At 71.9% G+C, this 24,781-nt stretch carries 22 protein-coding genes; 13 read left to right on the top strand and 9 right to left on the bottom strand.

Annotated elements, in window-relative coordinates:
• Positions 1–85 precede the first annotated feature (85 nt).
• Both D7X55_RS11815 and atpH read right to left on the bottom strand, forming a co-directional pair.
• Positions 86–1,567 (bottom strand): ATP-binding protein, encoded by a 1,482-nt coding sequence (locus D7X55_RS11815; protein ID WP_120548393.1) that lies wholly within the window; start codon positions 1,565–1,567, stop codon positions 86–88.
• Positions 1,568–1,722: 155 nt separating this feature from the next.
• Positions 1,723–2,265 (bottom strand): ATP synthase F1 subunit delta, encoded by a 543-nt coding sequence (atpH, locus tag D7X55_RS11820; protein ID WP_120548394.1) that lies wholly within the window; start codon positions 2,263–2,265, stop codon positions 1,723–1,725.
• A gap of 187 nt (positions 2,266–2,452) precedes the next feature.
• Here atpH and D7X55_RS11825 point away from each other — a divergent pair, with 187 nt between their 5' ends.
• The 5 genes from D7X55_RS11825 (at position 2,453) to D7X55_RS11845 (ending at position 10,060) form a co-directional block, all read left to right on the top strand.
• Positions 2,453–4,279, top strand: a complete 1,827-nt coding sequence (locus D7X55_RS11825) for an Hsp70 family protein (protein WP_121723124.1) — start codon at positions 2,453–2,455, stop codon at positions 4,277–4,279.
• Positions 4,280–4,372: 93 nt separating this feature from the next.
• The gene (locus D7X55_RS11830) at positions 4,373–5,545 is read left to right on the top strand and encodes a TIGR02266 family protein (RefSeq protein ID WP_233609805.1); all 1,173 of its coding nucleotides are present in this window, start codon (positions 4,373–4,375) and stop codon (positions 5,543–5,545) included.
• Between the two features lie 126 nt (positions 5,546–5,671).
• Complete coding sequence (locus tag D7X55_RS11835; RefSeq protein ID WP_121723115.1) at positions 5,672–7,819, top strand: beta-propeller domain-containing protein; 2,148 nt, start codon at positions 5,672–5,674, stop codon at positions 7,817–7,819.
• A gap of 78 nt (positions 7,820–7,897) precedes the next feature.
• Complete coding sequence (locus D7X55_RS11840) at positions 7,898–9,304, top strand: MATE family efflux transporter (protein ID WP_121723116.1); 1,407 nt, start codon at positions 7,898–7,900, stop codon at positions 9,302–9,304.
• A gap of 105 nt (positions 9,305–9,409) precedes the next feature.
• Positions 9,410–10,060 (top strand): LysM peptidoglycan-binding domain-containing protein, encoded by a 651-nt coding sequence (locus tag D7X55_RS11845; RefSeq protein WP_199746936.1) that lies wholly within the window; start codon positions 9,410–9,412, stop codon positions 10,058–10,060.
• 84 nt (positions 10,061–10,144) lie between these two features.
• Here the strand turns inward: D7X55_RS11845 and D7X55_RS11850 are convergent, their stop codons facing one another.
• The 3 genes from D7X55_RS11850 to D7X55_RS11860 form a co-directional block, all read right to left on the bottom strand.
• Positions 10,145–10,858 carry an esterase family protein gene (locus D7X55_RS11850; protein ID WP_120548437.1) on the bottom strand — a complete coding sequence of 238 codons (714 nt, stop codon included), beginning with the start codon at positions 10,856–10,858 and terminating at the stop codon, positions 10,145–10,147.
• 63 nt (positions 10,859–10,921) lie between these two features.
• The gene (locus D7X55_RS11855) at positions 10,922–11,635 is read right to left on the bottom strand and encodes a YqiA/YcfP family alpha/beta fold hydrolase (RefSeq protein WP_121723117.1); all 714 of its coding nucleotides are present in this window, start codon (positions 11,633–11,635) and stop codon (positions 10,922–10,924) included.
• A gap of 20 nt (positions 11,636–11,655) precedes the next feature.
• Complete coding sequence (locus D7X55_RS11860) at positions 11,656–12,276, bottom strand: hypothetical protein (protein WP_120548399.1); 621 nt, start codon at positions 12,274–12,276, stop codon at positions 11,656–11,658.
• A gap of 45 nt (positions 12,277–12,321) precedes the next feature.
• On the opposite strand from D7X55_RS11860, the gene D7X55_RS11865 reads away from it, so the two are divergent.
• The 3 genes from D7X55_RS11865 (at position 12,322) to D7X55_RS11875 (ending at position 14,465) form a co-directional block, all read left to right on the top strand.
• Positions 12,322–13,473, top strand: a complete 1,152-nt coding sequence (locus D7X55_RS11865; RefSeq protein ID WP_121723118.1) for an AAA family ATPase — start codon at positions 12,322–12,324, stop codon at positions 13,471–13,473.
• A gap of 434 nt (positions 13,474–13,907) precedes the next feature.
• Complete coding sequence (locus D7X55_RS11870) at positions 13,908–14,102, top strand: hypothetical protein (protein WP_121723119.1); 195 nt, start codon at positions 13,908–13,910, stop codon at positions 14,100–14,102.
• Between the two features lie 48 nt (positions 14,103–14,150).
• Entirely contained in the window at positions 14,151–14,465 is a 315-nt protein-coding gene (locus D7X55_RS11875) for a hypothetical protein (RefSeq protein ID WP_120548401.1), read from the top strand.
• Here the strand turns inward: D7X55_RS11875 and D7X55_RS11880 are convergent.
• Positions 14,457–14,927: an SRPBCC family protein gene (locus D7X55_RS11880; RefSeq protein ID WP_233609806.1), complete on the bottom strand. Its 471-nt coding sequence runs from the start codon at positions 14,925–14,927 to the stop codon at positions 14,457–14,459. The genes D7X55_RS11875 and D7X55_RS11880 overlap by 9 nt on opposite strands.
• An 84-nt stretch (positions 14,928–15,011) precedes the next feature.
• Between D7X55_RS11880 and D7X55_RS11885 the strand changes: the two genes are divergently transcribed.
• From D7X55_RS11885 to D7X55_RS11895, 3 genes are read left to right on the top strand one after another with little or no spacing between them, the layout of a single operon-like run.
• A complete protein-coding gene (locus D7X55_RS11885; RefSeq protein ID WP_121723120.1) occupies positions 15,012–15,467 on the top strand; it encodes a hypothetical protein in 456 nt (151 codons plus the stop codon).
• Complete coding sequence (locus tag D7X55_RS11890; protein WP_121723121.1) at positions 15,464–17,278, top strand: LpqB family beta-propeller domain-containing protein; 1,815 nt, start codon at positions 15,464–15,466, stop codon at positions 17,276–17,278. The genes D7X55_RS11885 and D7X55_RS11890 overlap by 4 nt, the downstream gene beginning before the upstream one ends.
• Positions 17,275–20,052: a bpX6 domain-containing protein gene (locus D7X55_RS11895; protein WP_121723122.1), complete on the top strand. Its 2,778-nt coding sequence runs from the start codon at positions 17,275–17,277 to the stop codon at positions 20,050–20,052. The genes D7X55_RS11890 and D7X55_RS11895 overlap by 4 nt, the downstream gene beginning before the upstream one ends.
• Positions 20,053–20,061: 9 nt before the next feature.
• On the opposite strand, the gene D7X55_RS11900 is transcribed toward D7X55_RS11895, so the two are convergent.
• The gene (locus tag D7X55_RS11900) at positions 20,062–20,748 is read right to left on the bottom strand and encodes a response regulator (RefSeq protein WP_120548406.1); all 687 of its coding nucleotides are present in this window, start codon (positions 20,746–20,748) and stop codon (positions 20,062–20,064) included.
• A gap of 189 nt (positions 20,749–20,937) precedes the next feature.
• On the opposite strand from D7X55_RS11900, the gene D7X55_RS11905 reads away from it, so the two are divergent.
• Positions 20,938–21,192 carry a hypothetical protein gene (locus tag D7X55_RS11905; protein ID WP_120548407.1) on the top strand — a complete coding sequence of 85 codons (255 nt, stop codon included), beginning with the start codon at positions 20,938–20,940 and terminating at the stop codon, positions 21,190–21,192.
• Between the two features lie 107 nt (positions 21,193–21,299).
• Positions 21,300–23,219 (top strand): PAS domain-containing sensor histidine kinase, encoded by a 1,920-nt coding sequence (locus D7X55_RS11910; protein WP_233609808.1) that lies wholly within the window; start codon positions 21,300–21,302, stop codon positions 23,217–23,219.
• Here the strand turns inward: D7X55_RS11910 and D7X55_RS11915 are convergent.
• Complete coding sequence (locus D7X55_RS11915) at positions 23,213–23,599, bottom strand: response regulator (RefSeq protein WP_121723123.1); 387 nt, start codon at positions 23,597–23,599, stop codon at positions 23,213–23,215. The two genes, D7X55_RS11910 and D7X55_RS11915, sit on opposite strands and share 7 nt — an antisense overlap.
• A gap of 224 nt (positions 23,600–23,823) precedes the next feature.
• Positions 23,824–24,531 carry a LysM domain-containing protein gene (locus D7X55_RS11920; RefSeq protein ID WP_120548410.1) on the bottom strand — a complete coding sequence of 236 codons (708 nt, stop codon included), beginning with the start codon at positions 24,529–24,531 and terminating at the stop codon, positions 23,824–23,826.
• Between the last annotated feature and the right edge of the window lie 250 nt (positions 24,532–24,781).

Below are 24,781 nucleotides of genomic sequence, written 5' to 3' on the forward strand. Positions count from 1 at the left end.
CCCCTTTATCGCGCACGTAAGCCGGCCCCCCGGACCTGAGGGGGCCCGGACGCCTGGAAGCAGGGGAGGCCTTCGCCTCGGGGCCTCAGCCGCCGGAGACGGAGGGGCCGTCCTCGCGGGGCAGCCACACGACGAAGCGGGTGCCGTCCGCCGCGCCCGACTCCACGGAGATGCGCCCCCCGTGGGCCAGGGCGATCTGCCGCACGATGAAGAGCGACAGCCCCAGCCCGTCGTCCGCGGAGCACAGGGCGCGGTGCTTGAACGGCTCGAAGAGGGTGCCCTGGTACTCCGGCGGCACCCGGCAGTCCGGGTCGTGCACCTGCACCGTCACGCCGTCGAAGCGCCCCGTCAGTTGGAGCACCACGGAAGAGGACACCGGGCCGTGGTGCAGGGCGTTGCCCACCAGGGAGTCCATCAGCTGGAAGAGCCGCTCGCTGTCCCAGGTGCCCTTCAGGTCGCCGCTGGTGACCAGCCGCAGGTCGCGGCCCGGGTGGGCGCGCTGCCGGTCCGCCATCACGCGCTCCGCCAGCTGCCCCAGGTGGACGGGGGCGGGGTGCACCGGCAGGCCGTTGGACAGCCGGGCGCGGGTGAAATCCAGGAGCTGGCGGATCAGCCGCTCCACGCGGCGCACGCCGTGGCCCACGCGCCCTACCTGTTCGGTCAGGGCCTCCGGCATCGCCGGAGCGTGCTGGAGGGCCAGCACGTCGCACTGGAGCGTCTGGAGTGGGCCCTTGAAGCCGTCCCCCGCCGCGTCCAGGAACTGGTCGCGGAAGTGCTCCATCCGCATCAGGCGCTCCTCGGCGGCCTTGCGGATGCTCACGTCCCACACCGCGCCCATGCGCACCGCGCGGCCCTGGAAGGTGGCGGACCGGCCCATCACCTCCACGGGGATGCGGCGGCCGTCGCGGTGGAGCACGGCCAGCTCGTACGGGGCCTCCACGCCGCGCTCCATCACGTCCCGGGCGGGGGCGCGGAACTCCGGCGCCACGCAGTCCAGGATGTTCCGGCCGATCAGCTCCGCCGTCTCGTAATAGCCCAAGAGCCGCCCCAGCCCGGGGCTGATCTCCAGGAACTGCCCGCGGTCGTGGAAGAAGTACCCGTCGCAGGAGATCTCCACGATGGAGCGCATGTGCTCCTCGCTCGCCCGGAGCGCCGCCTCCTCGCGAAGGCGCGCGGAGCTGTCCCGCACGAGCAGCAGCACCCCCGCCGAACCCGCCGGCATCGCGCTCACGGTCAGGTGGCGCAGCGTGCCCACCTCGCCGAAGCGGCCCGACACCAGCTCCTCCGCCACGCGCTCACCGGACAGCGCCCGCGCGAGCAGCGGTGACAGGGGGGGCGCCAGGCCCGGCCACGCCTCCGACAGGTAGCGCCCCACGCACAGCCCGGACGGGCGGCCGCACAGCGCCCCCAAGAGGTCGTTCATCCAGACGAGGCGGGAGTCTCCATCCACCAGCGCCACCCCCCAACCCGGCGCGTTGAGCAACGCGCCCAGGAAGGGCAGGGTCTCCTCGGGAACCCCCGGGGACGGAAGGGCTCCGGGAAGCCGTTGGAACACTGGCTGCGGCATGGGCGGGTCGTCTCGGAAAACGCGGGCTTGTCCGCGTTAGTGAGAAGTATACCCATTCCCGGAGCCAACGGGAAATACAGGTTTGGCTAGGACTGCGGGGCAACCCGGACAACCCGGCGCGTTGGCCGCACCGGGAGTGAGGCCCAGGCTCGAAGCTACTTCAGCTCGCGGCGCAGCTGCTCCAGCTGGGTGCGCAGGGTGCCGTCGTAGAGGGTGCCACCGACCTGGGCGGCCACGCCGCCGAGCAGGGCCGGGTCCACCCTGGTCTCCAGCACGACGCTGCGCTGGGTCAGCTGCTGCAGCGACTGCTGGAGCTGGGCGACGGCGTCCGCGGAGAGCGGCACGGCGCTGGTGACCTGGCCCCGGACGCGACCCGCGCGGGCGTCCGCCATGTCGCGGTAGAGCCGGGCGATGTCGGGCAGGTAGCCCAGGCGGTTGCGGTCCACCAGCAGGCGCACCGCGTTGGCCAGCGCGGGCTCCGCGGGGGAGGGCATGGCCTGGAGCAGGGCCTCCACCACGCGGCTGCGCTGGGCGCGGCTGTAGGCGGGGTTGAGCAGCACGTCCGACAGTTCGGGGCTCTGGCCCACGACGGCGGCGAAGGCGTTGAGCTGCTCGGCGACGGCGTCGGTGCGGTTGCCTTCCGCTGCGACGTCGAGGATGGCGCGGGCGTAGCGGCGGGCGATGGAGACGTTCACCATGACGCTGGCGCCCTTAGCATGGGGCGTTCCTGGCGGCAATGATGCCGGCGCCGCGCTGGATCGCCGTGGCCGTCCGGGGCCTCCGGAGGTCCTTGGAGGCAGGCCGGCGCCCGGCAACGGACGCCCTGGGTGCGACAGGACTTGGCGGAAGTGGGCGCTTACCCATAGCGTGGGCCCCACCCTCGCCATGCAAGAACCTGTCATTGGCATCGACCTGGGCACCACCAACAGCGTCGTGGCGACCGTGGAAGACGGACGTCCGCGCCTCATCCCCTCGCGCTCGGGAGGACGCCTCACGCCCTCGGTGGTAGGCCTCACCCGGGCGGGCGACCGCCTGGTGGGGCAGGCGGCCCAGGCCCTGGGGGAGGAGCACCCGGACGCGGTGGTGTGGGCCACCAAGCGCTTCCTGGGGCGCCGCTACACGCCGGAGCTGGTGCAGCAGGCGAAGGCGGTGGTGCCGTATCCCCTGGTGGCCGGCCCCACGGGCGACGTGCGCGTGAAGCTGTCCGGCCGCGTGCTGCCCGCCACGCAGGTGTCCGCCTTCATCCTGGGCGAGCTGCGCCTGGACGCGCAGGCGCACTTCGGGCGGGACGTGCGCAAGTGCGTCATCACCGTCCCCGCCAACTTCGACGACAACCAGCGTCAGGCCACGCGGGAAGCGGCGGCCATCGCGGGGCTGGAGGTGGTGCGGCTGGTCAACGAGCCCACCGCGGCGGCGCTGGCGTACGGCCTGTCGCGCGGCTTCGAGGGCAGCGCGCTGGTGTTCGACCTGGGCGGCGGCACCTTCGACGTGTCCATCCTGGACGTGAAGGCGGGCGTCTTCGAGGTGAAGGCCACCGGCGGCGACCACGCGCTGGGCGGCGAGGACTTCGATCAGCGCATCGTCCAGTGGCTGCTGGCGCAGGTGGAGGACTCCTTCCAGGAGGCGGTCTCCAAGGACGCGCAGTCGCTCAGGCGCCTGAAGGTGGCGGCCGAGGCGGCCAAGCGCGAGCTCACCGAGAACGAAGAGGCCACCATCTCCGTGTCCGGCCTGGGGGACCACACCGCGGGCGTGAAGCGCTTCACGGAGATCAACACCGCGCTCACGCGCAGCTTCTTCGAAACGCTGTCGGAGCCGCTGTCGCGCCGCTGCCTGGACGTCTGCAAGAGCGTGATGGCGGAGGCGCGGATGGATCCGCGCTCCGTGGACGTGGTGCTGCTGGTGGGCGGGATGACGCGCGTGCCGCTGGTGCGCCGGCTGGTGGCGGACTTCTTCGGCCGCGCGCCCTCCACGGACGTGCACCCGGACGAGGCCGTGGCGCTGGGCGCCGCGGTGCAGGCGGACGAACTGGTGCGCCAGGCGGGCCAGGCGCTGCTGTTGGACGTGGCCAGCCAGAGCCTGGGCGTGGGCGTGATGGGCGGGCGCGTGAAGCGGCTCATCCCCAAGAACACGGGCGTGCCCGTGGTGGCCCGGGACATCTTCTTCCCCGGCACCTCCGGCCAGTCCGAGGCGCGCATCCCCGTGTACCAGGGCGAGAGCGAGTTCCAGGACGAGAACCACAAGCTGGGCGAGGTGGTGCTCAAGAACCTGCACGTCGCCAACCGCGGGGAGACGCCCCTGGAGGTCGTCTTCGAGCTGTCCGGCGAGGGCATCCTCGCGGTGAAGGCCACCGACCTGACCTCCGGCAACATGGATCTGGTGCGCCTGGAGGCCCGGGCCGGCCTGCCGCAGGGCGAGGCGGAGAAGCTGGGCCAGGAGCAGTCCAATTACGCCCAGGCGCAGGGCGTGGTGGACGCGCGCAAGGCGGAGGAGACCTTCCGCAAGCTGCTGGAGCGCGGGGAGAAGCTGGCACGCCTGCTCCAGCAGAGCGCCCGGGAGAACCCCAGCCCGGAGGCCGAGACGGCCGTGGGCACCGTGCAGCAGCTGCTGGTGGGCGGCAAGGACGCGCTGGCCGCCGGTGACGCCGCGCAGTGCGCCCTCATTGCCCGTCAGCTCACGAAGCTGTTGTCCGGCCGCGCCGAGCCCCGCGGCTGACGTCCCGCGGCACACGGACGAGGCGTCCACCAGCGCACGTTGTGGCGCCGCGTGCGTGGTGCCTTTCGCGGAGTCCGCGTATCTCCGGGAGTCATGATGACCCCCGGCTTTTCTCCCCGCCCGAGAGACCTGGTCTTCGTGGTGGACGACTCGCGGACGGCGCGGGACGTGATGCGGCTGCACCTGTCGCGCATGGGCTGCGACGCGGTGGGGCTGGAGGGGGCGGAGGCGTGCCTGACGGAGCTGGCGCAGCGCACGCCGGCGCTCATCCTGATGGACCTGCACCTGGAGAAGCTCCAGGGGGACGAAGCCTGCCGCATGGTCAAGGCGCACCCGGCGGGCCGCAACGTGCCGGTGGTGATGTTCACCGCGGCGGATGAACCGCATGAGGTCATGCACTGCGGGCGCGCGGGCGCGGACGACTTCCTGCCCAAGCCGGTGAGCCAGGAGGCGCTGGCGGCGAAGGTGGCCGCGGTGCGGCTGTCGCGCGAGCGCGCCTGGACGGGCCCGCCGCGCGGCAGGGGCGTGCTGCTGGTGGAGGGCGGCCGCTTCCTGCACACCTTCCTGGGCGGAGCGCTGGAGCACGAGGGGCTGCACGTGCTCTACGCCAAGGACCTGGACGACGCGGCCGCGCAGGCCGTGGCGTACGGAGACCGGCTGGACGGCTTCGTGGTGGACGTGTCGCGGCTGCCGCGCGAGGCCCTGGCCCTGGCCACGCGCCTTCGCGAGCAGTTCCCTCGCAAGCCGCTGGTCCTGATGTCGCGCGTGGAGGAGGCGCCGGACGTGCTGGAGCGCGCGCAGGAGCTGTGCGGCGCGCCGCTGCTCCTCAAGCGGCAGCTGGGCGCGGACGAGCTGCTGGCGATGGTGATGGCGCGCCTGTCGCCCGGCACCGTGCCCCTGAGGGCCGCGGAGCGCGTTCCCTTCTTCACCGTGGTGGAGTTCAACACGCCTGGCGGCCCCACGCTCAGCGGCTTCAGCCACGACGCCAGCCCCCAGGGCCTCTTCGTGCGCACGCTGACGCCCGCGCGCGAGGGCTCGCGGCTGTCCCTGCGGCTGGTGATGGCCGGCCAGCGCACGCCCTGCGAGGCGCAGGCGGTGGTGGCGTGGTGCAACCCGCCCGGGATGGGCAGCGCGTTCCGCTCGCAGACCGGCATGGGCCTGCGGCTGGAGGGCATGGACGCGCAGCTGCAGCAGCGCTTCGTGCGCTTCGTGCCCCAGACCCTCGGTTTTCCCCCCGCCGGGGCCGTGCGCGCCTCAGGTTTCTGAGAGCGCCGGGCGCCCCCTTGAGCGGCGCAACCCCCCGCAATCACAGACAGTGCGGACGTGATACAGCCCTGGCATGCGCGTGGCAGAGCGCAGCGCCCCGCGAGGCTTTCGAGGGAGGCATCACGCATGCGCATCAGTCTTTTCGGAACGGTGGGGCTCACGCTCCTGGCGGTGGGGTGTGGTGACGGTGGGGGCAAGACCCCGGACGGGTTGGAGAACGAACCCGTGCAGCAGTCGCTGAAGCTGGAGACGTTCAACGACTGCCAGGCGCTGGAGCGCTACATCGAGGACTCCGCGACGAAGCAGATGCGCGCGAGCCTGGAGCAGCAGAAGCCCGGCTATTGGGAGCGCTACGGCCGGGGCCGCGGCGGCGGCGTCTTTGGCCCCATGCCCACGGAGGACAACGCGTCCGCGGGCAGCGGCAACGGGGCGTCGGGTGGCAGCGCGCCCAAGGACTCCACCGGCACCAACAACCAGGTGGAGGGCGTGCACGAGTCCGACTTCGTGCAGAACGACGGCACGCGCATCTTCGTGCTGTCGGGCAACCGGCTGTTCGCGCACCGCTCGTGGCCCGCGGAGCAGCTCACGCTGGCGGCGACGCTGGAGGTGGAGGGCTGGCCCCGGGAGATGCTGCTCGATGAGCACGACCGGCTGGTCATCATCTCGCAGGTGGACCAGTCCCTGTCGGGCAACCCGGCGAAGCCCGGGGGCATGTACGGCGGCATGGTCCCCATGATGGACATGGCCTGCTACGGCTTTGGCTGCGGGTACTTCAACGCGGACAGCACCAAGGTGACGACGGTGGACGTGTCCGACGTGGCGCACCCCACGGTGGTGGATCAGGTCTACCTGCCCGGCGTCTTCAACCAGGCGCGCCGCGTGGACAGCAACGTGCGGCTGGTGCTGTCGGATTCGTTCCGCTGGCCGGAGGACGTGAAGTTCTGGGTGGACTACTCGGAGGACCTCTACAAGGACGAGGGGAAGCTCACCCAGGCCATCGACGCGCTCATCAAGAGCAACGAGAAGAGCATCCGCGCGAACACGCTGGACAAGTGGCTGCCCGCGGGCCGGCACGTGGACGCGCAGGGTGTGCAGACGTCGCTGCCCACGTCCTGCGGTGACTTCTACCGGAGCAACGCGCCGTCCGCCCTGGGCTTCGTGACGGTGGCGTCGCTGGACCTGGACGCGCGCACGGCGGCGCCGGGACGCACCAGCCTGGTGGCGGAGCCGGGCACCATCTACGCGTCCAAGGAGTCGCTGTACCTGACGCACGCGCATTACTGGTGGTGGGCGGAGCCCGGGCAGAAGGACTTCACCTACCTGCACAAGTTCGACCTGCGCCAGCCGGGCCGCGCGGTGTACGTGGGCTCCGGCACGGTGGAGGGCATGCCCATCAACCAGTTCGCCCTGGACGAGCACGAGGGCGTGCTGCGCATGGCCACCACGGTGACGACGCGCATCCCGGAGCCGGAGCACGAGGACTGGTGGTGGGGCCGCACCACCACGGCCAGCCGCGTGACGACGCTGGGCGTGAAGAACGGGCGCCTGGCGGAGCTGGGCCGCAGCGAGGACCTGGCCGAGGGCGAGCGCATCTTCAGCGCGCGCTTCGTGGGCAACCGCGGCTACGTGGTGACGTTCCTCCAGGTGGATCCGCTCTTCACCTTCGACCTGAGCGACCCCGCGCACCCGCGCAAGGTGGGCGAGCTGAAGGTGCCCGGCTTCTCCACGTACATGCACCCGGTGGGCGACCACCACCTGCTGACCCTGGGCATCCACACGGAGCCGCCCCCCGGCGGTGGCTGCTGCGGCACCAGCGCGCTGAAGCTGTCCCTCTTCGACGTGGGCGACCTGGCGAACCCGAAGGAGGTCGCCACGCAGCTGGTGGGCGAGGCCTACGGCTGGAGCGAGGCCCTGTACGAGCACAAGGCCTTCAACTACTTCGCGGCCAAGGGGCTGGTGGCCATCCCGTTCACGGACTACTCGCGGTACTACACGTCGTATGAGAACTACTGGCAGAACTTCCGCACGGAGCTGCGCGTGTTCCGCGTGGACCTGGCGGCGGGCATCTCGCCGGTGGGCTCGGTGCCCATGTCGGACCTGTTCCGCACCGTGAGCATGCCGCAGTGGACCTACTACTACACGCCGGACGTGCGCCGCAGCGTGATGGCGGATGACTACGTCTACGCCATCAGCGACGCGGGGGTGCGCGTGTCCAGGGTGGACAGCCTCCAGACGCCGCTCGTCACGGTGCCGTTCCCCGTCAGCACGCCCTGATACGGCGGGGCAGGCGGTCAGACGGGGCCGGGGATTGCGTCGCTTGCACCCACGCAATCCCTTCCTTATAGGCCCGTCATGCCGCCCGAAGCCGCCGAGCCCTCCGTGTCATCCTCCCCCCCAGCCAAGGGCGCGCGGGGGGAGTTGCGCGCCCTGCTGCGGCTGGCGATTCCCCTGTGCATCGCGCAGGCGGGCCAGTCCCTGATGAGCGTGACGGACACCTTCATCGTCGGCCGGGCCGGCACGTCCGCCCTGGCGGCGGTGGGCCTGAGTCACGCCCTCTTCTTCGCCGTCAGCAGCTTCGGGATGGGGCTGATGATGGGCGTGGACCCGCTGGTGTCCCAGGCCATTGGCGCCGGCAACCCGCGCCGCGCGCGGGACGTGCTGTGGCAGGGCGTGTGGCTGTCCGCCTTCGTGGGCGTGGTGCTGTGGGCGGTGCTCATCACCGCCCCCGCGGGCCTGCCCTGGGTGGGCGTGGCGGAGGAGCAGATCGTCCAGGTGCGCGCCTTCCTTCACTTCCGCGCGCCCAGCCTGCCCCTGATGCTCATCTTCCTCACGGTGCGCGCGTACCTGCAGGCCATCGGGATGCCCCGGCCGCTGGTGGTGTCCGCCGTGCTGGCCAACCTGGTCAACGTGATGCTGGTGCCGCTGTTCGTCTTCGGCGGCGCGTCCCTCCCCGCGTGGGCGGGGCCGCTCACCCATGTGCCGGCCATGGGCGCGGCGGGCGCGGCGCTGTCCACGCTGTTGTGCACGGCGCTGGAGGTGCTCATCGTCGCGCGGGCGGTGCAGGCCATCCCGGTGCCGGGCACGCCGTCGCGCAGGCCGGTGAAGGCGGACCAGCTCCGGGCCTTCCGGGTGGGGCTGCCCATTGGCCTGCACATCGGGGCGGAGGTGGGCATCTTCGCGCTGGCGGGCGTGCTGGCCGCGAAGCTGGGGACGGTGAGCGTGAGCGCGCACCAGATTGCCCTCTCCTTCGCCAGCCTCACCTTCACCATGGCGCTGGGCATCGGCAACGCGGGCAGCGTGCGGGTGGGCTGGGCCGTGGGCGCGCACGACACGCCGCAGGCACGCAGAAGCGGGCTGATGGCCTTCGCCCTGGCCGCGGTGGCCATGTCGCTGAGCGGGCTCGTGTTCGCGCTCTTCCCCCGGGGCCTGGCGAAGCTGGCCGGGGCGCCGGAGGAGGTGCTGCCGCTGCTGCTGCCCCTCTTGATGGTGAGCGCCATCTTCCAGGTCTTCGACGGCGTGCAGGGCGTGGGCGCGGGCGTGCTGCGCGGCGCCGGCCAGACGCGCTTCACCTTCATCGCCAACATCCTGGGCCACTACGCCGTGGGCCTGCCGCTGACCCTGTTCCTGGCCTTCCACCTGGGCATGGGGGTGCTGGGCATCTGGTGGGGCCTGTGCGCGGGGCTCATCACCGTGGCCGCCGCCGTGCTGTGGCGCTTCTGGCGCGTCAGCGCCGGCACCCTCCGGCCCCTGGAGGGCTGAGCGTTTACCGAGGCGTAAAGTTGCAGTGAGGGCGAAAAGTCCAAGAATCTGGGAATCGGACGCAACCCCAACCGGGAAGATCCGACAATTGGGCCAGGAGCTTACATGTCCAACTACCGCATCCGCCCTGGCGACACCCTCTCTGGCCTGGCCGCTCGTTTCGGCACCTCCGTGCAGAAGCTGGCGCGCGACAACAACATCGCGAACCCCGACCTCATCATCTCCGGCCGGACGCTGCGCATCGGGCACTCCGGGCGTGACAGCTTCGACGCGGGTGGTGGCCGTCAGGGCATCCGCGGCGGTGGCGGCGGGCGCGGTGTGGGCGGCGGCGCGGACGTGGGCGGCCCGACGGGCGTGGCCCCCACCGGCGGGACCGAGAAGGGTCGCCGGCTGGCGGAGGCGGCGCGCGCGGCGGCCATGGGCATGGGCGGCTACAACAGCCAGGGCCTGTGCGCCACGGGCGTGAGCCGGGCCATCCGCAACGCGCTGGGCATCGGCGTGTCGGGCAACGGCAACCAGATCGACAACAACCTGCCGCGCGACAAGTTCCGCCAGGTGGACATGTCCCTGGAGGACGCGCTGAAGATTCCGGGCCTCGTGCTGACGTGGGAGAGCACCTCCTCGCGCCTGGGCAGCATCTACGGCCACACGGCGGTGACGCTGGGCGACGGCCACTCGTCCGCCAGCGACTTCATCGAGCGCAACACGACGAACAGCGGCCGCACCGGCTTCAAGGTGTTCGTGCCCATCGAGTAGCCCGCCGTCCTCACGGCGCTTCTCGAAAAGCCTCCGGGTCCTTCCGACCGGAGGCTTTGTCATGTCCGGTGTGCACCGGGGACTTCAGGCCGGCAGGTACTGGCGGATCATCTGCCGCCACACGGGCCAGTCGTGGGTGCCGCCGTCCCAGATGGACAGGTCGTTGCGGATGTCCTTCTGCCAGAGGACCTTGGAGAGGTTCTCGTTGGAGGGGCGGCAGAAGTCGTGCTCGCCCACGGCCAGGGTCATCTCCACGCGGCGCAGGGCGGACAGGCGGCCGGTGTCGTGAAGGTTGGGCAGCCACTGCGGCGCGGTGTGGAAGTACACCTGTTCGTCGTGGTGGCCATCCAGGAAGTCCTCCGTCTCGAACTTGCCGCCCATGGAGATGAGGCGCTGGAAGACGTCCGGGTGGCGCAGGCCCACGTTGTACGTGTGGAAGCCGCCCAGGCTGCACCCGGCGAGCGTGAGGCGTCCCCCGGAGGCGCGGCCGCGCACGAGCGGCACCACCTCATGCAGCACGTAGTCCTCCCACTGGGCATGGCGGGCCACGCGCACGGCGGGGGCGACGTCCTTGTTGTACCAGGACTCTTCATCCACCGAGTCCACGCACGCCACGATGTAGCGGCCCGCGTTGATGCCATCCGTGATGGCGGCGATGAGGCCGAAGTCCTCGGCCTGGAAGAAGCGGCCCTTGCTGGTGGGTACCAGGATGACGGGTTCGCCCGAGTGCCCGTACAGCAGCACTTCCATGTCCCGGTTCAGCCGCGGGCTGTGCCAGCGGTGGTATTCGCGGTTCATGGCCGCCACCTTAACCGGCGCGTTCGCGGCGCAAGCGAGGCGGCCACACGGGACGTGCTCGGGTCAGCCGCCAGTGAACACCTGCCGGGATTGCTCCACACCCCGCCATGGGGCGAGGAAGGCATCCGCCTCCCGCGCGATGAGCTCCAGCGAGGCCGTCAGCTCGTGGCCATCGTCCACCTCCACCAGGCGGACGTGGCGTTTGCCTTTGGACCATTCGCGCGAATAGCGCACGTCACAGGTGTCGTCCTGGCGGCCGTGGATGATGAGCGTGGGCACGCGCACGTCGGGCCAGGGGCCGCGCTTCGCGTCCATCAGCTGGCCCTCCTCCATGATGCCGTGGTGCACGCGCGTGCGGCGCTTCTCCGCGTGGTCGTCCGTCTCCAGGGCGCCCGTGCGCTTCCACTCCGCCCAGGCCTGGGGGCCCAGGCGGCGCTGCAGCTGCTCCACGTAGTGGAAGGCGGGGGCCAGGAGCACCAGCGCGCTCACGCGCGGGTCGGCCTCCGCGGTGCGCGCGGCGACATACCCGCCCATGCTGGAGCCGATGAGGACGGCGCGGTCGTGCGGGGTGCCCAGCGCGTCCCGCACGGTGTCCAGCATGGTGTGCAGGCTCAGGAACTCCAGCGACGGCACGCGCAGGTTGAGGCGCTCCAGCGGGATGCCCTGCTTCGCCCAGTACGCGTCCAGCCAGACGCCCTTGGCGGAGAGCGGGCCGGAGGCGAAGCCGTGCAGGTAGAGCCAGCGGGGGCCGGAGGTGGGGGGCGGCGGCGCGTTCATGGGCGCGCACTGTACCCGCGCTAGAAGCGCAGCACGGGGCCGGCGACGATGGTCTGGAGCGGTTTGGCGCACATGTCCACGCTCACCCCCGCGCTGGCGCTGGTGTCGTCCGTGGCCTTGGTGAACTTCACGTCGCAGAACTGGATGGCGGTGGCGACGGAGATGCCCCACCGGTCGGAAATCCAGCCGTCCAGGCCGACACGGAAGGCCATGCTGGTGACGTCGAAGTCCTCGCGGCGCAGCTGGCCCAGGCTGTCCGGGGTGAAGGGCTGCGACCAGCTCTTGGCCAGGCGCGCGCCCAGCCACGGCGTCACCGGCTTGTCGCCCAGGAAGCGCAGGCGGGCCTCCAGGCCCACGGCCGTGTAGTCCAGCTGCACGCGGCTCATCTCGGACGGGTTCCGGGCCTCGGCGAACTGCTGGCCCCAGGTCTGGGTGGTCTCGAAGACGACGCCCAGGGACAGGCCGGGGGGCGTCTCCACGGCGAGCCAGGCCTGGAGGGCGGGGCCCTTGGCGCGCCAGTCGCTGAAATGATCCAGGGTGATGCCGGCGCCCAGGGAGGCATAGCCGTGCCACCCGTCCGCGCCCGCGGGCCCGGCGCACAGGACGCCCGCCAGGGCCAGCCACTTCCACTTCGTATCCATGCCGCCACTGTATGCCGGACCGGGGGCGGGGCTAGGCTTGTGGGCATGTCCGTTTCTTTCGAGGTCGCGGCGGCCGAGGTCCGCGACGCGCTCACCGGCGCGAGCCGGGGCCTGGTGGAGCGCGAGGCGATGGTGGAGCTGGTGGCGCTGTCGGCGGTGGCGGGCGAGCACCTGCTGGTGGTGGGCCCGCCGGGCACGGCGAAGAGCGAGGCGGTGCGCAGGACGGCGCGCGGACTGGGCGGTTCGTACTTCGAGTATCTGCTGGGGCGCTTCACGGAGCCGTCCGAAATCTTCGGGCCGGTGGACCTGCGCAAGCTGCGCGAGGGGCTGGTGGAGACGGAGACGGCGGGCATGCTGCCGGAGGCGGAGGTGGCCTTCCTGGACGAGGTGTTCCTGGGCTCCACCGACATCCTCAACACGCTGCTGGGCCTGCTCAACGAGCGCACCTTCCGGCGCGGCCACACGCGCATGCAGTGTCCGCTGCGGGTGTGCGTGGGCGCGTCCAACGCGCTGCCGGAGGACGACGCGCTGGCGGCGTTCGCGGACCGGTTCCTCGCGCGCATCTTCGTGGAGCCGGTGCCGGACCCCCGGCTGGAGGAGCTGCTGGAGGGGGGCGCGTCGCTGTGGGGGGACGTGGCGCCGCGCGTGGCGTCGCTCCAGTCGCTGGACGTGGTGGCGCAGGCGGCGCGGCGCGCGGACCTGGGGCCGGTGCGGCCGCACCTGGCGCAGGCGCTGCGGACGCTGAGGGCGGCGGGCATCGCGCTGTCGGACCGGCGCGCGGTGAAGGTGCAGCGGCTGGTGGCGGCCGCGGCGGCGCTGGCGGGCCGCGCGACGCCGGGCGTGGCGGACCTGTGGCCGCTGGTCTACGCGGTGCCCACGAAGGAGTCGCAGGCGCTGGCGCGCGACGTGCTGCGCGACGTGTTGTCCGCGTCGGAGAACCCGGCGCTGCCGGCCGCGGCGCTGGAGGCGAGCGCGGGACCGCTGGCCCGTGCCCGGCGCATCGCGCAGGCGGGACACGCGCTGCTGGAGTCCCGGCCCGTGGACGCGGAAGGCGTGGCCGCGTGGCGGCTCAAGCTGGAGGGCGTGGCGCGCGAGATGGACGCGGGCTTCGCGCCGGAAGCGCTGCCGCAGGCGCTGCGTGAGCTGCGCGGCGCGGTGGCGGCGGTGCTGGAAGAGTCGAGCACTCGCGCTGCGTGACGCGGTCCAGGAGTCCTTTCCGGAAATCCGGCGGAATCCAACGCATGCGGGGCTCCGTATGGGTGGCTGCCAGCGGGACGGCCGCCTTCGGTGCGGCGTGCCGGAGGCATTCCATCCACGGGAGGACACCTCATGCGAAACACCTTCGCGGCGTTGGCCATTGCCTCGGCGGCCCTGCTGGCGGGCTGTGGCGACGATGACGACAACAAAACAAGTCCATCATCGCGAAGACGCTCGCGGAGCTGAAGGGCATCTGCGGCACGGCGAACCTGGGCGAGTCCTTCACCCATATCGGTGACGCCAGCAAGGGCCCGGCGTACGCGGACGACGCGGCCACGTTCGAGGGCAAGCTGGCGGCGTTCCTCGTCTATGCCCATGGCGGGCCGGAATCCATCCAGTACACGGATGGCAAGACGTACGCGGGCCCGCAGAACATGCCGGCGCTCACGGACAGGCCGCTGTTGAAGTGGATGGGGATGTCCATGCCCCAGGCCACGTCCGCCGCGGGATGTCCGCTGGGATACGACGCGAAGCAGAGCCCCGAGCAGAAGGAGGCCGCGAGAGAGCGTTTCGCGGCCGCCCACCGGGGAGAGAGCCCCGCGCAGGCCCGGCCCGCGCTGGGGTCGTGAAGAGGTGCCGGCGGCGCTGTTCCCGGGGTTGAAGCGGGAAGCCTGTGGGTGACGTTCGGCGCGGACGACCGGCTGGTGTCCGTGACTGCCGTGAGCCGGGCGGTGGATCCAGCGCCCATCAGCGCGACGTTCCGCGCGGCGAACGCGATGCTCGTGACGCTGGCGGGGCCACCGGTGAAGCGGGACGGGGAGGGCAGTGTGGAGGAGCTGCGACAGGGGCTCTTGAGGCAGGCGAGCGCGGAGTACCGCTTCCAGGACTTCTACGCGCTCACCCGCGTCACCAACATGGGGGATGGTTTCGTGCTGACGGAGGAGTACCGCGCCCTGCCGAAGGTCGCGGCGCGGGAGCTGCCGTCACGGTGATACGGGGTGCTCGACGTACTTCGCGAGCTTCGCGAGGGACATCTTCCAGCCCAGCTCGTTGTCCTCGGGCGGCACTCCGGGTGGGAGGCCTTCGTGCACGGCGTCGAGGTCCGTGCCTCCGTCCTGTGCGTCGCTGAGCGTGAACGTGATGCGCATCTCGCCTTGAAGCGAAGGGTTGGCCGTTTCGAACTCGGTGGTTTCGATGACCTGTTCGTCCGGCACGAGCTTCACGAAGCGGCCGTGATGCGTGTCGGTGTGCGCGGTCGTCTTGCCGGTCTCCGTGAGCGCGTCGTACGTGAGTGAGATGCGGAACGCGCCTCCCTCGCGCGGCTCGAAGACGTGCACCTGGCTCGTCATGCCTTCGGGCACCATCCACGTCTGGACCGCTCGGGCGTCAAGCAGGGCCCGGTAGACGCTCGAGCGGGGGGCCTTCACGTGTTGGCGGATCCGGGTCGTGCTCATGCCCGGGAGCATGGGCGGGGTCCTCGTGCGCTGTACAGCGCGATGCTTTGTTGGGGTTAGAGTGCGGGGGTGAGCAACGGTGTCATGAGGCCGCCTCCGGAACCGGCCGTCGCGGGGCTTGCCGTGCGCTGGCGGCCTCGGGCCCTTCCCCTGGAGCCCGTGGCCGTGGCTGGCGTCGGGCCCGTGGCGCTCGCGCTGGGACAGCGTGCTTCGCGGGCCGGGGACGCCGTGCTCGCGTCGTGGACCGGTGTCGCGGGTCCGGACGTGCTCGTGTTGCTGGGCGCATCGGATTCACTGCCGTGGGTGGATGGCGCGGTGTACCTGGGACGTGATCCGCTGGCCCCCGCGCTGCTCCTTCCCTGCGCGCTGGAGCCGGATGTGGCGCCTTCGCTGCTGGAGCGCGCGCTGCTCGCGGGGCGGGGCCATGCGCCGCTCGCGGTGCTGCCGGGGACTGGCGTGCTCGTCTCCGTCGCGGCGGCCCAGCCTGTCGCGCGCGCTTCGCTGATGGCGTGGTTGACCCCGCCGGAGGCGGCGTCGTGAACGCGTTGCCTCCCTCGCTGCGCCCCTGGGCGGCGCAGCTGGCGCTCTTCCCGGAGGACCTGGCGCGGCACCTGGGACAGCACGTGGCGCGGCTGTCCGCGGCCGTCGGGACGCTGCGGCCTCGCGGTGATGCCGACGGTGGTGAACCCCAGGGCTATGACGGGCTCGCGCGCCGGGGGCCCTTCGACCGGCTGCTCGTCAGTGAATGGCTCTGGGCCCTGGAGGCACCGGAGGAGCTGGTGCGCCGCGCGGCGTTCGGCGAGCTGTCGTTCCTCAAGCCCGCGTTCCGTCAGCCGCAAGGAGCCCGGCGCACCGTGGTGCTGCTGGACGTGGGACCGGATCAACTGGGCCTGCCGCGCATCGCGCACCTCGCGTTGCTGGTCGTGCTCGCGCGCCGCGCGGAGGCCGTGGGCGCGGCGTTCACCTGGGGCGCGCTCCAGACCGGCCCTGCTCGCGCCACCCATGAGGGGCTGGGCGGCACGTCTTTGCTCGCGTGGCTTGAAGCCCGCTCCAACGCGCCCGCGTCCGCGCTCCACCTGGCCGCGTGGCGCGATGCCCTGGAGCTTTCCCAGGCGCCCGAGGACGTGTGGCTCGTGGGCTCCTCGCGACTGGGCTGCCTGGAGGGCGCGGCGGGGATGTCCCGCGTGGAGGTCTCCGAGCCGATGGAGCCCGGTGCACACCGGCTTGCCGTGGACGTGCGGCCCGCGAGCCGGGAGCAGCGCTCGGTGGTGCTGGAACTCCCACCGCCGGACGACTGTCTGCGCCTGCTGCGCAATCCCTTCGCCTCCAGCCGGGCGTCCTCCGAATGGCAGACGCGTGGCGCGGGCCAGCGGATCGTGAAGTTTGCCTTCGCCGGGGACGGCCGGCGCGTGCTGCTGTTCTCCGCGAATGGCGGCGTCGAGGCCCTGGCGGTGCCGCACTCTCCGCGCGCCACCGTGCCCAAGCCCCGGCGCATCTTCGTGCATCCCGGACAGCAGGTGGTCGCCGCGGGATGGCGGTCCTCGGGTGGATTGCTCGTCCTCGCGAGGCACAGGGACAGCTACGTGATGCACGGACAGGTGCGCACGCCGGAAGGCCTTCGGAGGGCGCGCTACCACGCGGTGGAGAACCACCCACAGCCCGCCATCGAGGAGGGTGCGCCCCCGTCGAGCCTCATGAGCTGGGTGGATCCGCGCGGGTGGGAACGCGTGTGGCTGCGGGACGGCCTGGGACGGTTGTTCTTGCTGGTGCCTCCGTCGCCTGGGGGGACCTCGGCGCTGATCCAGGAGGAAGAGGCGGTCTCCGCCATGGCGGAGGTGCGCTCGCGCCCGCTCTGCGTGCTGCGGCCCCAGAGCTTGGGCAAGGGGCGGGCAATCATCTCGCGGCTCAAGGTGCTGGGCGAGGAGCCGGCCCGCTTCGTCCCCATCAACGCGCGGCACGGGGAGGCGTACTTCGGCTATTCGCCGTCGGAGGCGCATCCCGAGGCAGGGCTGCTGGCGGTGCGTGACAAGGAACTGGAGTGGAAGCTGTTCCTGGCCACGGGCGTGACGGTCGTCCCCGTGCCGGAAGGCTTCCGCGTGGTGGGCGTGGTGCAGCCGCCCGCGCCGTCCCCGCCCGGCCTGGTCGCGTTGCATCCGGATCAACGCTCCTTCCACTTCTTCTCGGGGCAGGCACCCCGGTCGCTCGCGGTGGCCAGCGGCCCCGTGGTGCAGGCCTCGGCGAGCCATGGGCAGCCGGTGTTCGGATGGCTGACGCGAGCGGGAGAGTTCGTGTTGTGGGACCTGATGGAGCAGACGGTGTTGTACCGCTCCGTGCCGGAGGCCACGCCGTGAGCCCCGCGCCGGAGGCCGTGCGTCCTCGGGTCCAGGTCCACCGGGGCACGGTGAAGGTGGCGGCGTACTGGTTCCACCCGGCGATCCTGGGCGAGGCCGAGGCGCGCCGCCGCGTGCTGGAAGCCTGGAGGCCCGGCGCCACGGTCTGGGCGCTGGCGGGAGGCCACCTGTTGAAGCTGGCCACGCCCGGCCTGTGCGCCGTGGAGTCCGCGCCCGGGTTGCCACTGGTGCTGGAGTCCGGAGTGCTCACCAGCGCGCCGCTGAGCCCGAAGGAGCGCGAGCGATTGGCGCCCCCGGTGGACGCCGTCGTGCTGGTGCACGCGGGCATCGCGCGGATGTACGGGCCCTGGGAATTGCGTCAGGTGGATCCGGGCGCATGGCTGGACGTGTCGGAGTGGAGGCACGTGAGCGTGAAGGGGCTGGGCGCGCCGCCGCCACCCGTGAAGGTCGCGTTGGAGCCCGTGCCTCCACCCACGCGTGAGCGCTTCGGGCCCGGCGTGCCCGCACTCGCGCCCGAAGCGGAGCGCATGCTGGCGCGCATGGCGGGGCGGGAGGTCCCTGCGGTGCGCGAGGGCTTCTTCGCGCGGCTGCGTCGGGCCTTCCGCCCACAGACGGAAGGCGCACCGGGAAGCACGTTGGCCCCACGCCGCGCGGGATGGCTCGACTGGGTGCGGAGCATGTTCTCCGTGACCACGAACGCTGCATCCACCTCGGGCACCAGCGCACAGCCCGCCGAACCCCAAGGCCCGGGTGCTCTCGAACAGCTCAAGGAGTGGATGCTCCGCAACACGCTCCTGGGGCAGCTCGTGGGCCAACGCAAGGGCGACTACCTGCGCCACCTCTTCGAGCTCTTCGAAGAGGGCAACCTCGACGAAGCCCTGCGCCACGCCATCCCCCTGGGCAAGGACCTGGATGCCCGCGCGAAGCTCGCGCTCGGGGTCCCCGGTCCTCGTGAGACGCTGCGCATCCAGCCCCGTGGACGCGGTGGCGCCGCGCAGACCTTCGGCGGCGGTCCCGCCGTGTTCGATGCGCTGCGCGAGCGCTACCGCGAGACCTTCCGCCGCCTGGAGCGCGAAGGCCGCATCGACGAGGCCGCCTTCGTCCTCGCGGAGCTGCTGGACGCGGCGGAAGAAGCCGTGTCCTTCCTGGAGCGCCACGGCCGCTTCCTGCTCGCGGCGGAGCTCGCCGAGGGCCGCAACCTTCCGCCGGGCCTCGTGGTGCGTCAGTGGTTCCTCGCGAAGGACGTGGAGCGCGCGGTGGCCATCGCGCGGCGCTCGGGTGTGTTCGCGGACGCCGTGCTGCGCCTGGAGAAGACCCATCCCACGCAGGCCCAGGCCCTGCGCCTCTTGTGGGCGGAATCGCTCGCGGAGGCCGGAGATTGGCCTCGCGCGGTGGACACGGCATGGCCGGTGGCCTCCGCGCGGCACGTGGCGCGCGCCTGGGTGGAGCGGGGCATTCAGGCCGGTGGCATGGGCGGCGCGAAGCTCCTGGCGCGCCTGGCCCTCGGGTTTCCGGACGGCTTCGGTGCCGCGCGAAAGGACATCCAGACCCTGCTGTCGGACGACACGCCCCTGCGCGCTCCGGAGCGCCTGTCCTTCGCCACGGAGCTGCTGCGCGAGAGCGCCTCCGATGCGCGGAGCGCGCTCCTGGTCCCCACCGTGCGCGCGCTGATGCGTGACGAGGCGGTGGAAGGGCTCCCGTCCAACGCGAAGCTCCTCCAGCAGCTCCACGCGCTCAAGGATCCGGCACTGGCCGCGCTGCGCACGGACCTGCCGACACCGCGCCCCTCCACCCGGGAGTCCTGGGCCGCGTCGCCCGACCTGCCGAACGTGCGCGTGTGGATGGACCGCAGCCACGCGGGCGCCCATGCCGTGCATGACGCCGTGGTGCTGCCGGGCCGGCGCGTGCTGCTCGCGCTGGGAGAGGCGGGCGCGCGGCTGGTGGGCCCGGACGGACGCACGCTCGCGGGCTTCGACGTGCCGGCGTTCTCCCTGGTGCTGTCCGAACAGGGCAACCGCGCCCTCGCGCTCGCGCGCCGGGGAGACCCCTGGCGCGTGTCGCGTCTGGACCTGATGGAGCGCCGGGCTTCGCACTGGTGCGACCTGGAGCTGGAAGCGTGGGCGCCCACCTACGATGGCGAGCGGTGGTTCACCGCCGCACGCAACACCGTGAGCATGGTGGACACGCTCGCCGCCGAGCCGCGCTCGCTGTGGCGCGTGCCGGACGTGGGCGGCACCGTGCTCCTGATGGCCGTGGACGCGAAGCACCTGTCCTTCCTTGTCCTGCACCTCACCCCGGCCCAGGTCTTCGAGCGGGTGGAGCGCTGGTGCTACGAACTGCCAGGCGGCCCTGTCCTGCGCGGGCGCGAGGACATCAAATCGCTGCGGGAGTCACCGGCCTCGCTCGCGCTCACGCCCGACGGTGAGGCGATGGTCGGACGCATCGTCGTCTCCGAGGAGCTCGACCTCGGCCCCTGGCCCTACCTGGCCCCCGTCGTCACCCGGCGCTTCCACCTCCCGACCTTTCATGACTCGAATCGCGTGGGCGAAGTGCGCACGAACTCCTGGCGCGTGACGCGCTTCCAGAAGGACGAACTGCACACGGCTGTCCTGCGAGACAGCGCCAACCACGCCCGTGCCACGGTGGAGTTCTCCGGCACGCCACCCCAGGTCGTCCGCCTCACGGAGGACTGGTGCGTCGTCCACGACCTGTTCGGCCGCGTGGTGTGGCTGGACCTGCACTCCGGTGAGGTCCACCGCGTGCCGGTGGTCTGAGTCTTCGCCTCAGGCGCAGCGCAGGTGGCTGGGCACGATGACGATGTTCGCCGTCAGCGCGCAGGCGGCGTCGTCCACCTCCAGCACCACGCGCACGCCCTCCACCGTCACCAGCAGCGAGGGCTGCTCGCTGTGCAGCGCCATCAGCCACGACGACGCCAGCGGCAGCTCCGTCGCGGACAGCTCCGCGGCCCGCAACAGGTGCACGCGCACCGCGTGACGCACCGGGGCCGGCAGGGCATGCAGCGCGTAGAGCGATTCATCCGACAGCCGCAGCGTGTACGGCAGGCGCGGCGGCTCCGTCGGGCGTCCGGGCAATTCGCGCAGCCGCTCGGACAGGGCCCGCACCAGGGCATCCGGCTCGGGCGGCTTGTGCAGGAAGCCCACCACCCCGTGCAGCGGCACCTCCGGCGTCCCGCCCGCCGAGGACATCATCATCACCGCCAGGTGCCGCAGCCGCGCGTCCGTGCGCAGCTGGCCGTAGACCTCCCAGCCATCCACCCGGGGCAACACCAGATCCAACAGGATGAGGTCCGGGTGCTGCGCGCGCGGGCGATGACGCAGCCAGTCCAGCGCCTCCGCGCCGTCCGCCACGGACGACACCACGAAGCCCGCTTCCCGCGCCGCCCGGTCCACACCCTCCCGCCAGGACCGGTCGTCCTCGACGAGCAACAGGTGATGGACTCCCAGGGCCATTCCCCGATTCGACCCGCTTTCCCTCGGGGTCTTGAAGCGGCCCTGGGGCTGTCGGGCTCCACAGCGTCGCCTGCCCGACAGTGCGTCCCGGGGACTGTCTTCCCTCAACGCCCGGCCGCTGACCCCTCCAATCACCGCCCCACTGTCATCTTGCAGTTGGGCTGTAGATGAACACCCTGGGCGGCGCACATGGCCTACCGCTGCCAGCTGGAACCGCCGGTGGTGCGAGCGCTCACGGCGTGTACGCCCGCGGTGCGTCAGGCCCTGCAATCGGAGCTGGGGGCCCTCGCGAGCAGGATGCTGTCCCTTCCGGGGACGAGGCGGGAGGGGGCCGTGGTGCTCGCCTGCGGCTTCCAGGTCCGCTACCGGGTGGAGCCGGGCGCGGGGCTCCTGCGGTGGACGGCCCTGTCACCGCTGGTGCTGGTCCGTTCGCCTTCCTCCTGACAGGCCACCAGACGGTCCTTGTCGCATCGGGAGCGGGGGCCTAAAGCGGAGGAACGCTTCCGTCCTGGCCGACCCTCCGGGTCCCCTTGCCCCACGAGCCGCGCACCGTGTCCCTGCCCCTGGCCGACTTCCTCTTCCAGTCCCGCGACGTCCTGCAGGACGCATGGCTCCACGAAGCCCCCGGCACCGGCGACACCTTCTCCCATGGTTTGTCCGCGGTGGCGGCCCGGATGACGAACCCGGACGCGCGCGTCTCCGACGCCGTGGCGCGCGAGCTGTCGCTGCTGGTGCAGGGCTCCAACGGGCACCCCACGACGACGAACTTCCGGCGCCTGCGCGACACGGTGCTGCGGATGTGGCGCGAGCAGGGCGGCGAGGACCCCGCCCAGGTGGAGCGCTTCCACGACGCCGTGGACGCGGTGGAGGCCGCGGCGCTGGAGGCGCACGTGCAGGCGCGGATGCTCGCGTCGCGCGAGGCGGCGGAGGCGGCGCGTGAGCAGGGCGGGGCCCCGGACGCGGCCGGCCCCCGGCGCTGGGAGGACATCTTCACGCACCTGGGCGTGGGCGTGGCGGTGATGGGCGCGGATGACAGCGCGTTCGTGGCCGCGAACCCCGCGCTCGCGCGCATGCACGGCCAGCCCGTGGAGTCGCTCAAGGGCCTGCGGCTGGAGGACCTGGTGGCCCCCGAGTCCCGGGGCGCGCTGCCCCGGCACATGGCCGCCGCCAGCTCCAAGCCGTTCCACGAATACGAAGCGCTGCACCTGCGCCGCGACGGCAGCCGCTTCCCCGCGTTCGTGCACGTGACGTCCCTGCGGGACGCGACGGGCCGCCGCGTGGGCCGCGCCGCCACGGTGCTGGACATCACCCAGCGCCGTCAGGCGGAGGCCGAGCGGCAGCGCCTGCTGGCCACCATTGAAGCGGAGCGCGCGCGGCTGGCGGCGGTGCTGGACCAGCTGCCCGCGGGCGTGCTCATCGCGGAAGCGCCCAGCGGCCGGCTGCTGCTGGGCAACCGCGCGCTGGAGTCGCTGTTGGGCCAGCCGTTCCGGCCCTCGGCCAGCCTCGCGGACTATGAAGCGGCCCACCAGATGTTCACCGCGGACAACGAGCCGCTGTCGGACGACGCGTGGCCCATGGCGCGCGCGCTGCGCACCGGTGAGACGCGCCAGGCGGAGCCGCTGCAGGTGCGCCGGCCGGACGGCACCACCGCGCACCTGTTGGGCTCCAGCGCGCCCGTGCGCGACCGGGACGACCAGATTGTCGCGGGCGTCGTCACGCTGGTGGACGTCACCGAGCGCCGCCGCGCGGAAGAGGCGGCCCGGGAGGCGGCGCAGTTCGGCGAGCGGCTCATCGCCATCGTCAGCCACGACCTGAGAAACCCCCTCAACGCCATCCAGCTGTCCGTCACCAAGCTGCTGCACGGCGACGCGCTCCAGGAGCGCGACCGCAAGGCGGTGTCCCGCATCGCGCGCTCCAGCGAGCGCATGGCGCGGATGATTTCGGAGCTGCTCGACTTCACCCGCAGCCGGCTGGGCGGCGGCATCCCCATCGAGCGGGTGCCCGGCGACGTGCGCATGGTGGTGCGCCAGGCGGTGGAGGAGCTGGAGGCGGCGTGGCCGGAGCGCACGCTGACCCTGACGGTGGGCCCGGGCCGCTACGACGGCTCCTGGGACGCGGACCGGCTGCTCCAGGTGGTGAGCAACCTGGGCGGCAACGCGCTCCAGTACAGCCCGCTGGACTCACCGGTGCGCTTCACGCTGTCGGACGCGGACCAGCACGTGGTGCTGGAGGTGCAGAACGGCGGAGACCCCATCCCGCCGGACCTGCTGCCGCGCCTGTTCGACCCCTTCCGGCGAGGCGCGGGCGGCAACACGCACGGCGGCCTGGGGCTGGGGCTCTACATCGTCGAACAGGTGGTGAAGGGCCACGGGGGCCGCATCGAGGTGCGCTCGCGCGCGTCCGAGGGCACCGTCTTCCGCGTGACCCTGCCTCGCGAGCCGGCGCGGCCGGCTCCGGCCGCGGCTCAGTAACCGGCGGCTAACTGCGACTGCGCGGAGGAGCGGAACGGCTCCAGCGCGCGCATCAGGTCGTCCAGGTCCAACGGCTTGGGGATGGACGCCCGGATGCCCTGCGGCACGGGGCGGGTGGCGCCCGCGCCCGACACGACGACGACGGGCAGGTTCTTCAGGCGCGGCTCCTTCTGCACGCGCTCCATCAGCTCCCAGCCGCTCATCACCGGCATCATCAAATCCAGCAGCATCACGTCCGGCGTGGGGCCCTTGCGCAGGCGCTCCCAGGCGTGCAGGCCGTTGCCGGCGACCTCCACGGCGAACCCTTCCAGCGTGAGGAACTCCTCCAGCATCTCACGGCTGTCGACATGGTCTTCCACGAGGAGGATGAGGCTTCGCATGGCAACCGGGAGCCTCCCCCCGTCCGCCCCCGTCCGCAAAGGCCCTGTGTCCAGGGAACGTCCAACCCTGGACGGTAGGCCATTGGCAATGTGCAGCCCGCGCCACTCCGGGTGCCTTCGAGGGCAGGCGGCCAGGCCCATGCCCCCGGAAAAACAGAAGGGGCCTCCCCCTTCCCGGCGTGGGAAGGGCGAGGCCCCGTCGGGGCTCCGGCTCCAGGGTCTGTTCAGCCCCGGTACTGGTGCACGGACATGATGGGGTAGTTCATGGACGTGTAGCTGATGCGCTGCGAGCCGTCCGAGTTGATGTTGTTGGAGCCGATGAACTGGGCCTTGCCGTCCTTCCAGCCCGCGAACATCACCACGTGCTGGCCGCTGCCCACCTTCATGGAGACGACGTCGCCGGGCTTGGCGTCCTTCAGGCTGACGCGCTGGAAGTTCGGGTCGCGGTCCAGGTTCGCCTGGAGCGTCATCACGGAGGCGCTGTGCTGGCTGTCCTTGATCTGCCCGGCCTGCTCCAGGCACGCGGAGACGAAGTTGGCGCAGTTGACGTTGTTGGGGACCCAGTCCTCCATGTCCGCGCCCACGCCGCTGCCCTCGAGCTTCAGCGAGCCGGCGTTCTTGCCCAGCTGCGCCACCGCGATGTCGAACGGGCTGCCACCGGGGCCGCGCGTGGCCGGGCCCGCGCCACCCGGAGGCGCCGACACGTCGCCCGCGCCGCTGTTGTTGGCGCCGGCGCTGCTGCCGCCGCCGCGCACGCCCTGGCTGCCGGACTCGAAGCTGTCGCGCGAGCCGGGGATGTTCAGCGTCTTGCCCGCGTAGATGAGGTCCTTGTTGGTGATCTGCGGGTTGGCCTTCATCAGCGAGTCCACGGACGTTCCGTAGCGCTGGGCCAGGGCGGAGAGGGTGTCACCAGACTGGATGCGGTAGCTCATGGGGGGCTCCTAGAGGGGAGCAGTGACCGAGGTCACCGGCTGCGATTGTTTCCATTCTCGCCGTTCAAGAACGGGTGTTGCGTCCCTCGCCCGCTTTTCACTTCAAGCGCGCACATGGAGGCGAGAGGACACACCCGGAGCGGAATCCCGGTGCCCGGGAGCGTCGCACCGGCGGCAGGGCCCGCCCGGGGCCTCTTGGCGCGGTGCGCAATTTTCAGGGATTTAGCGGCCCGGGGCGTGGTGCTTGAAC

Origin of the sequence: Corallococcus sp. AB049A (assembly GCF_003668885.1) — a bacterium.
Lineage (GTDB): Bacteria > Myxococcota > Myxococcia > Myxococcales > Myxococcaceae > Corallococcus > Corallococcus interemptor.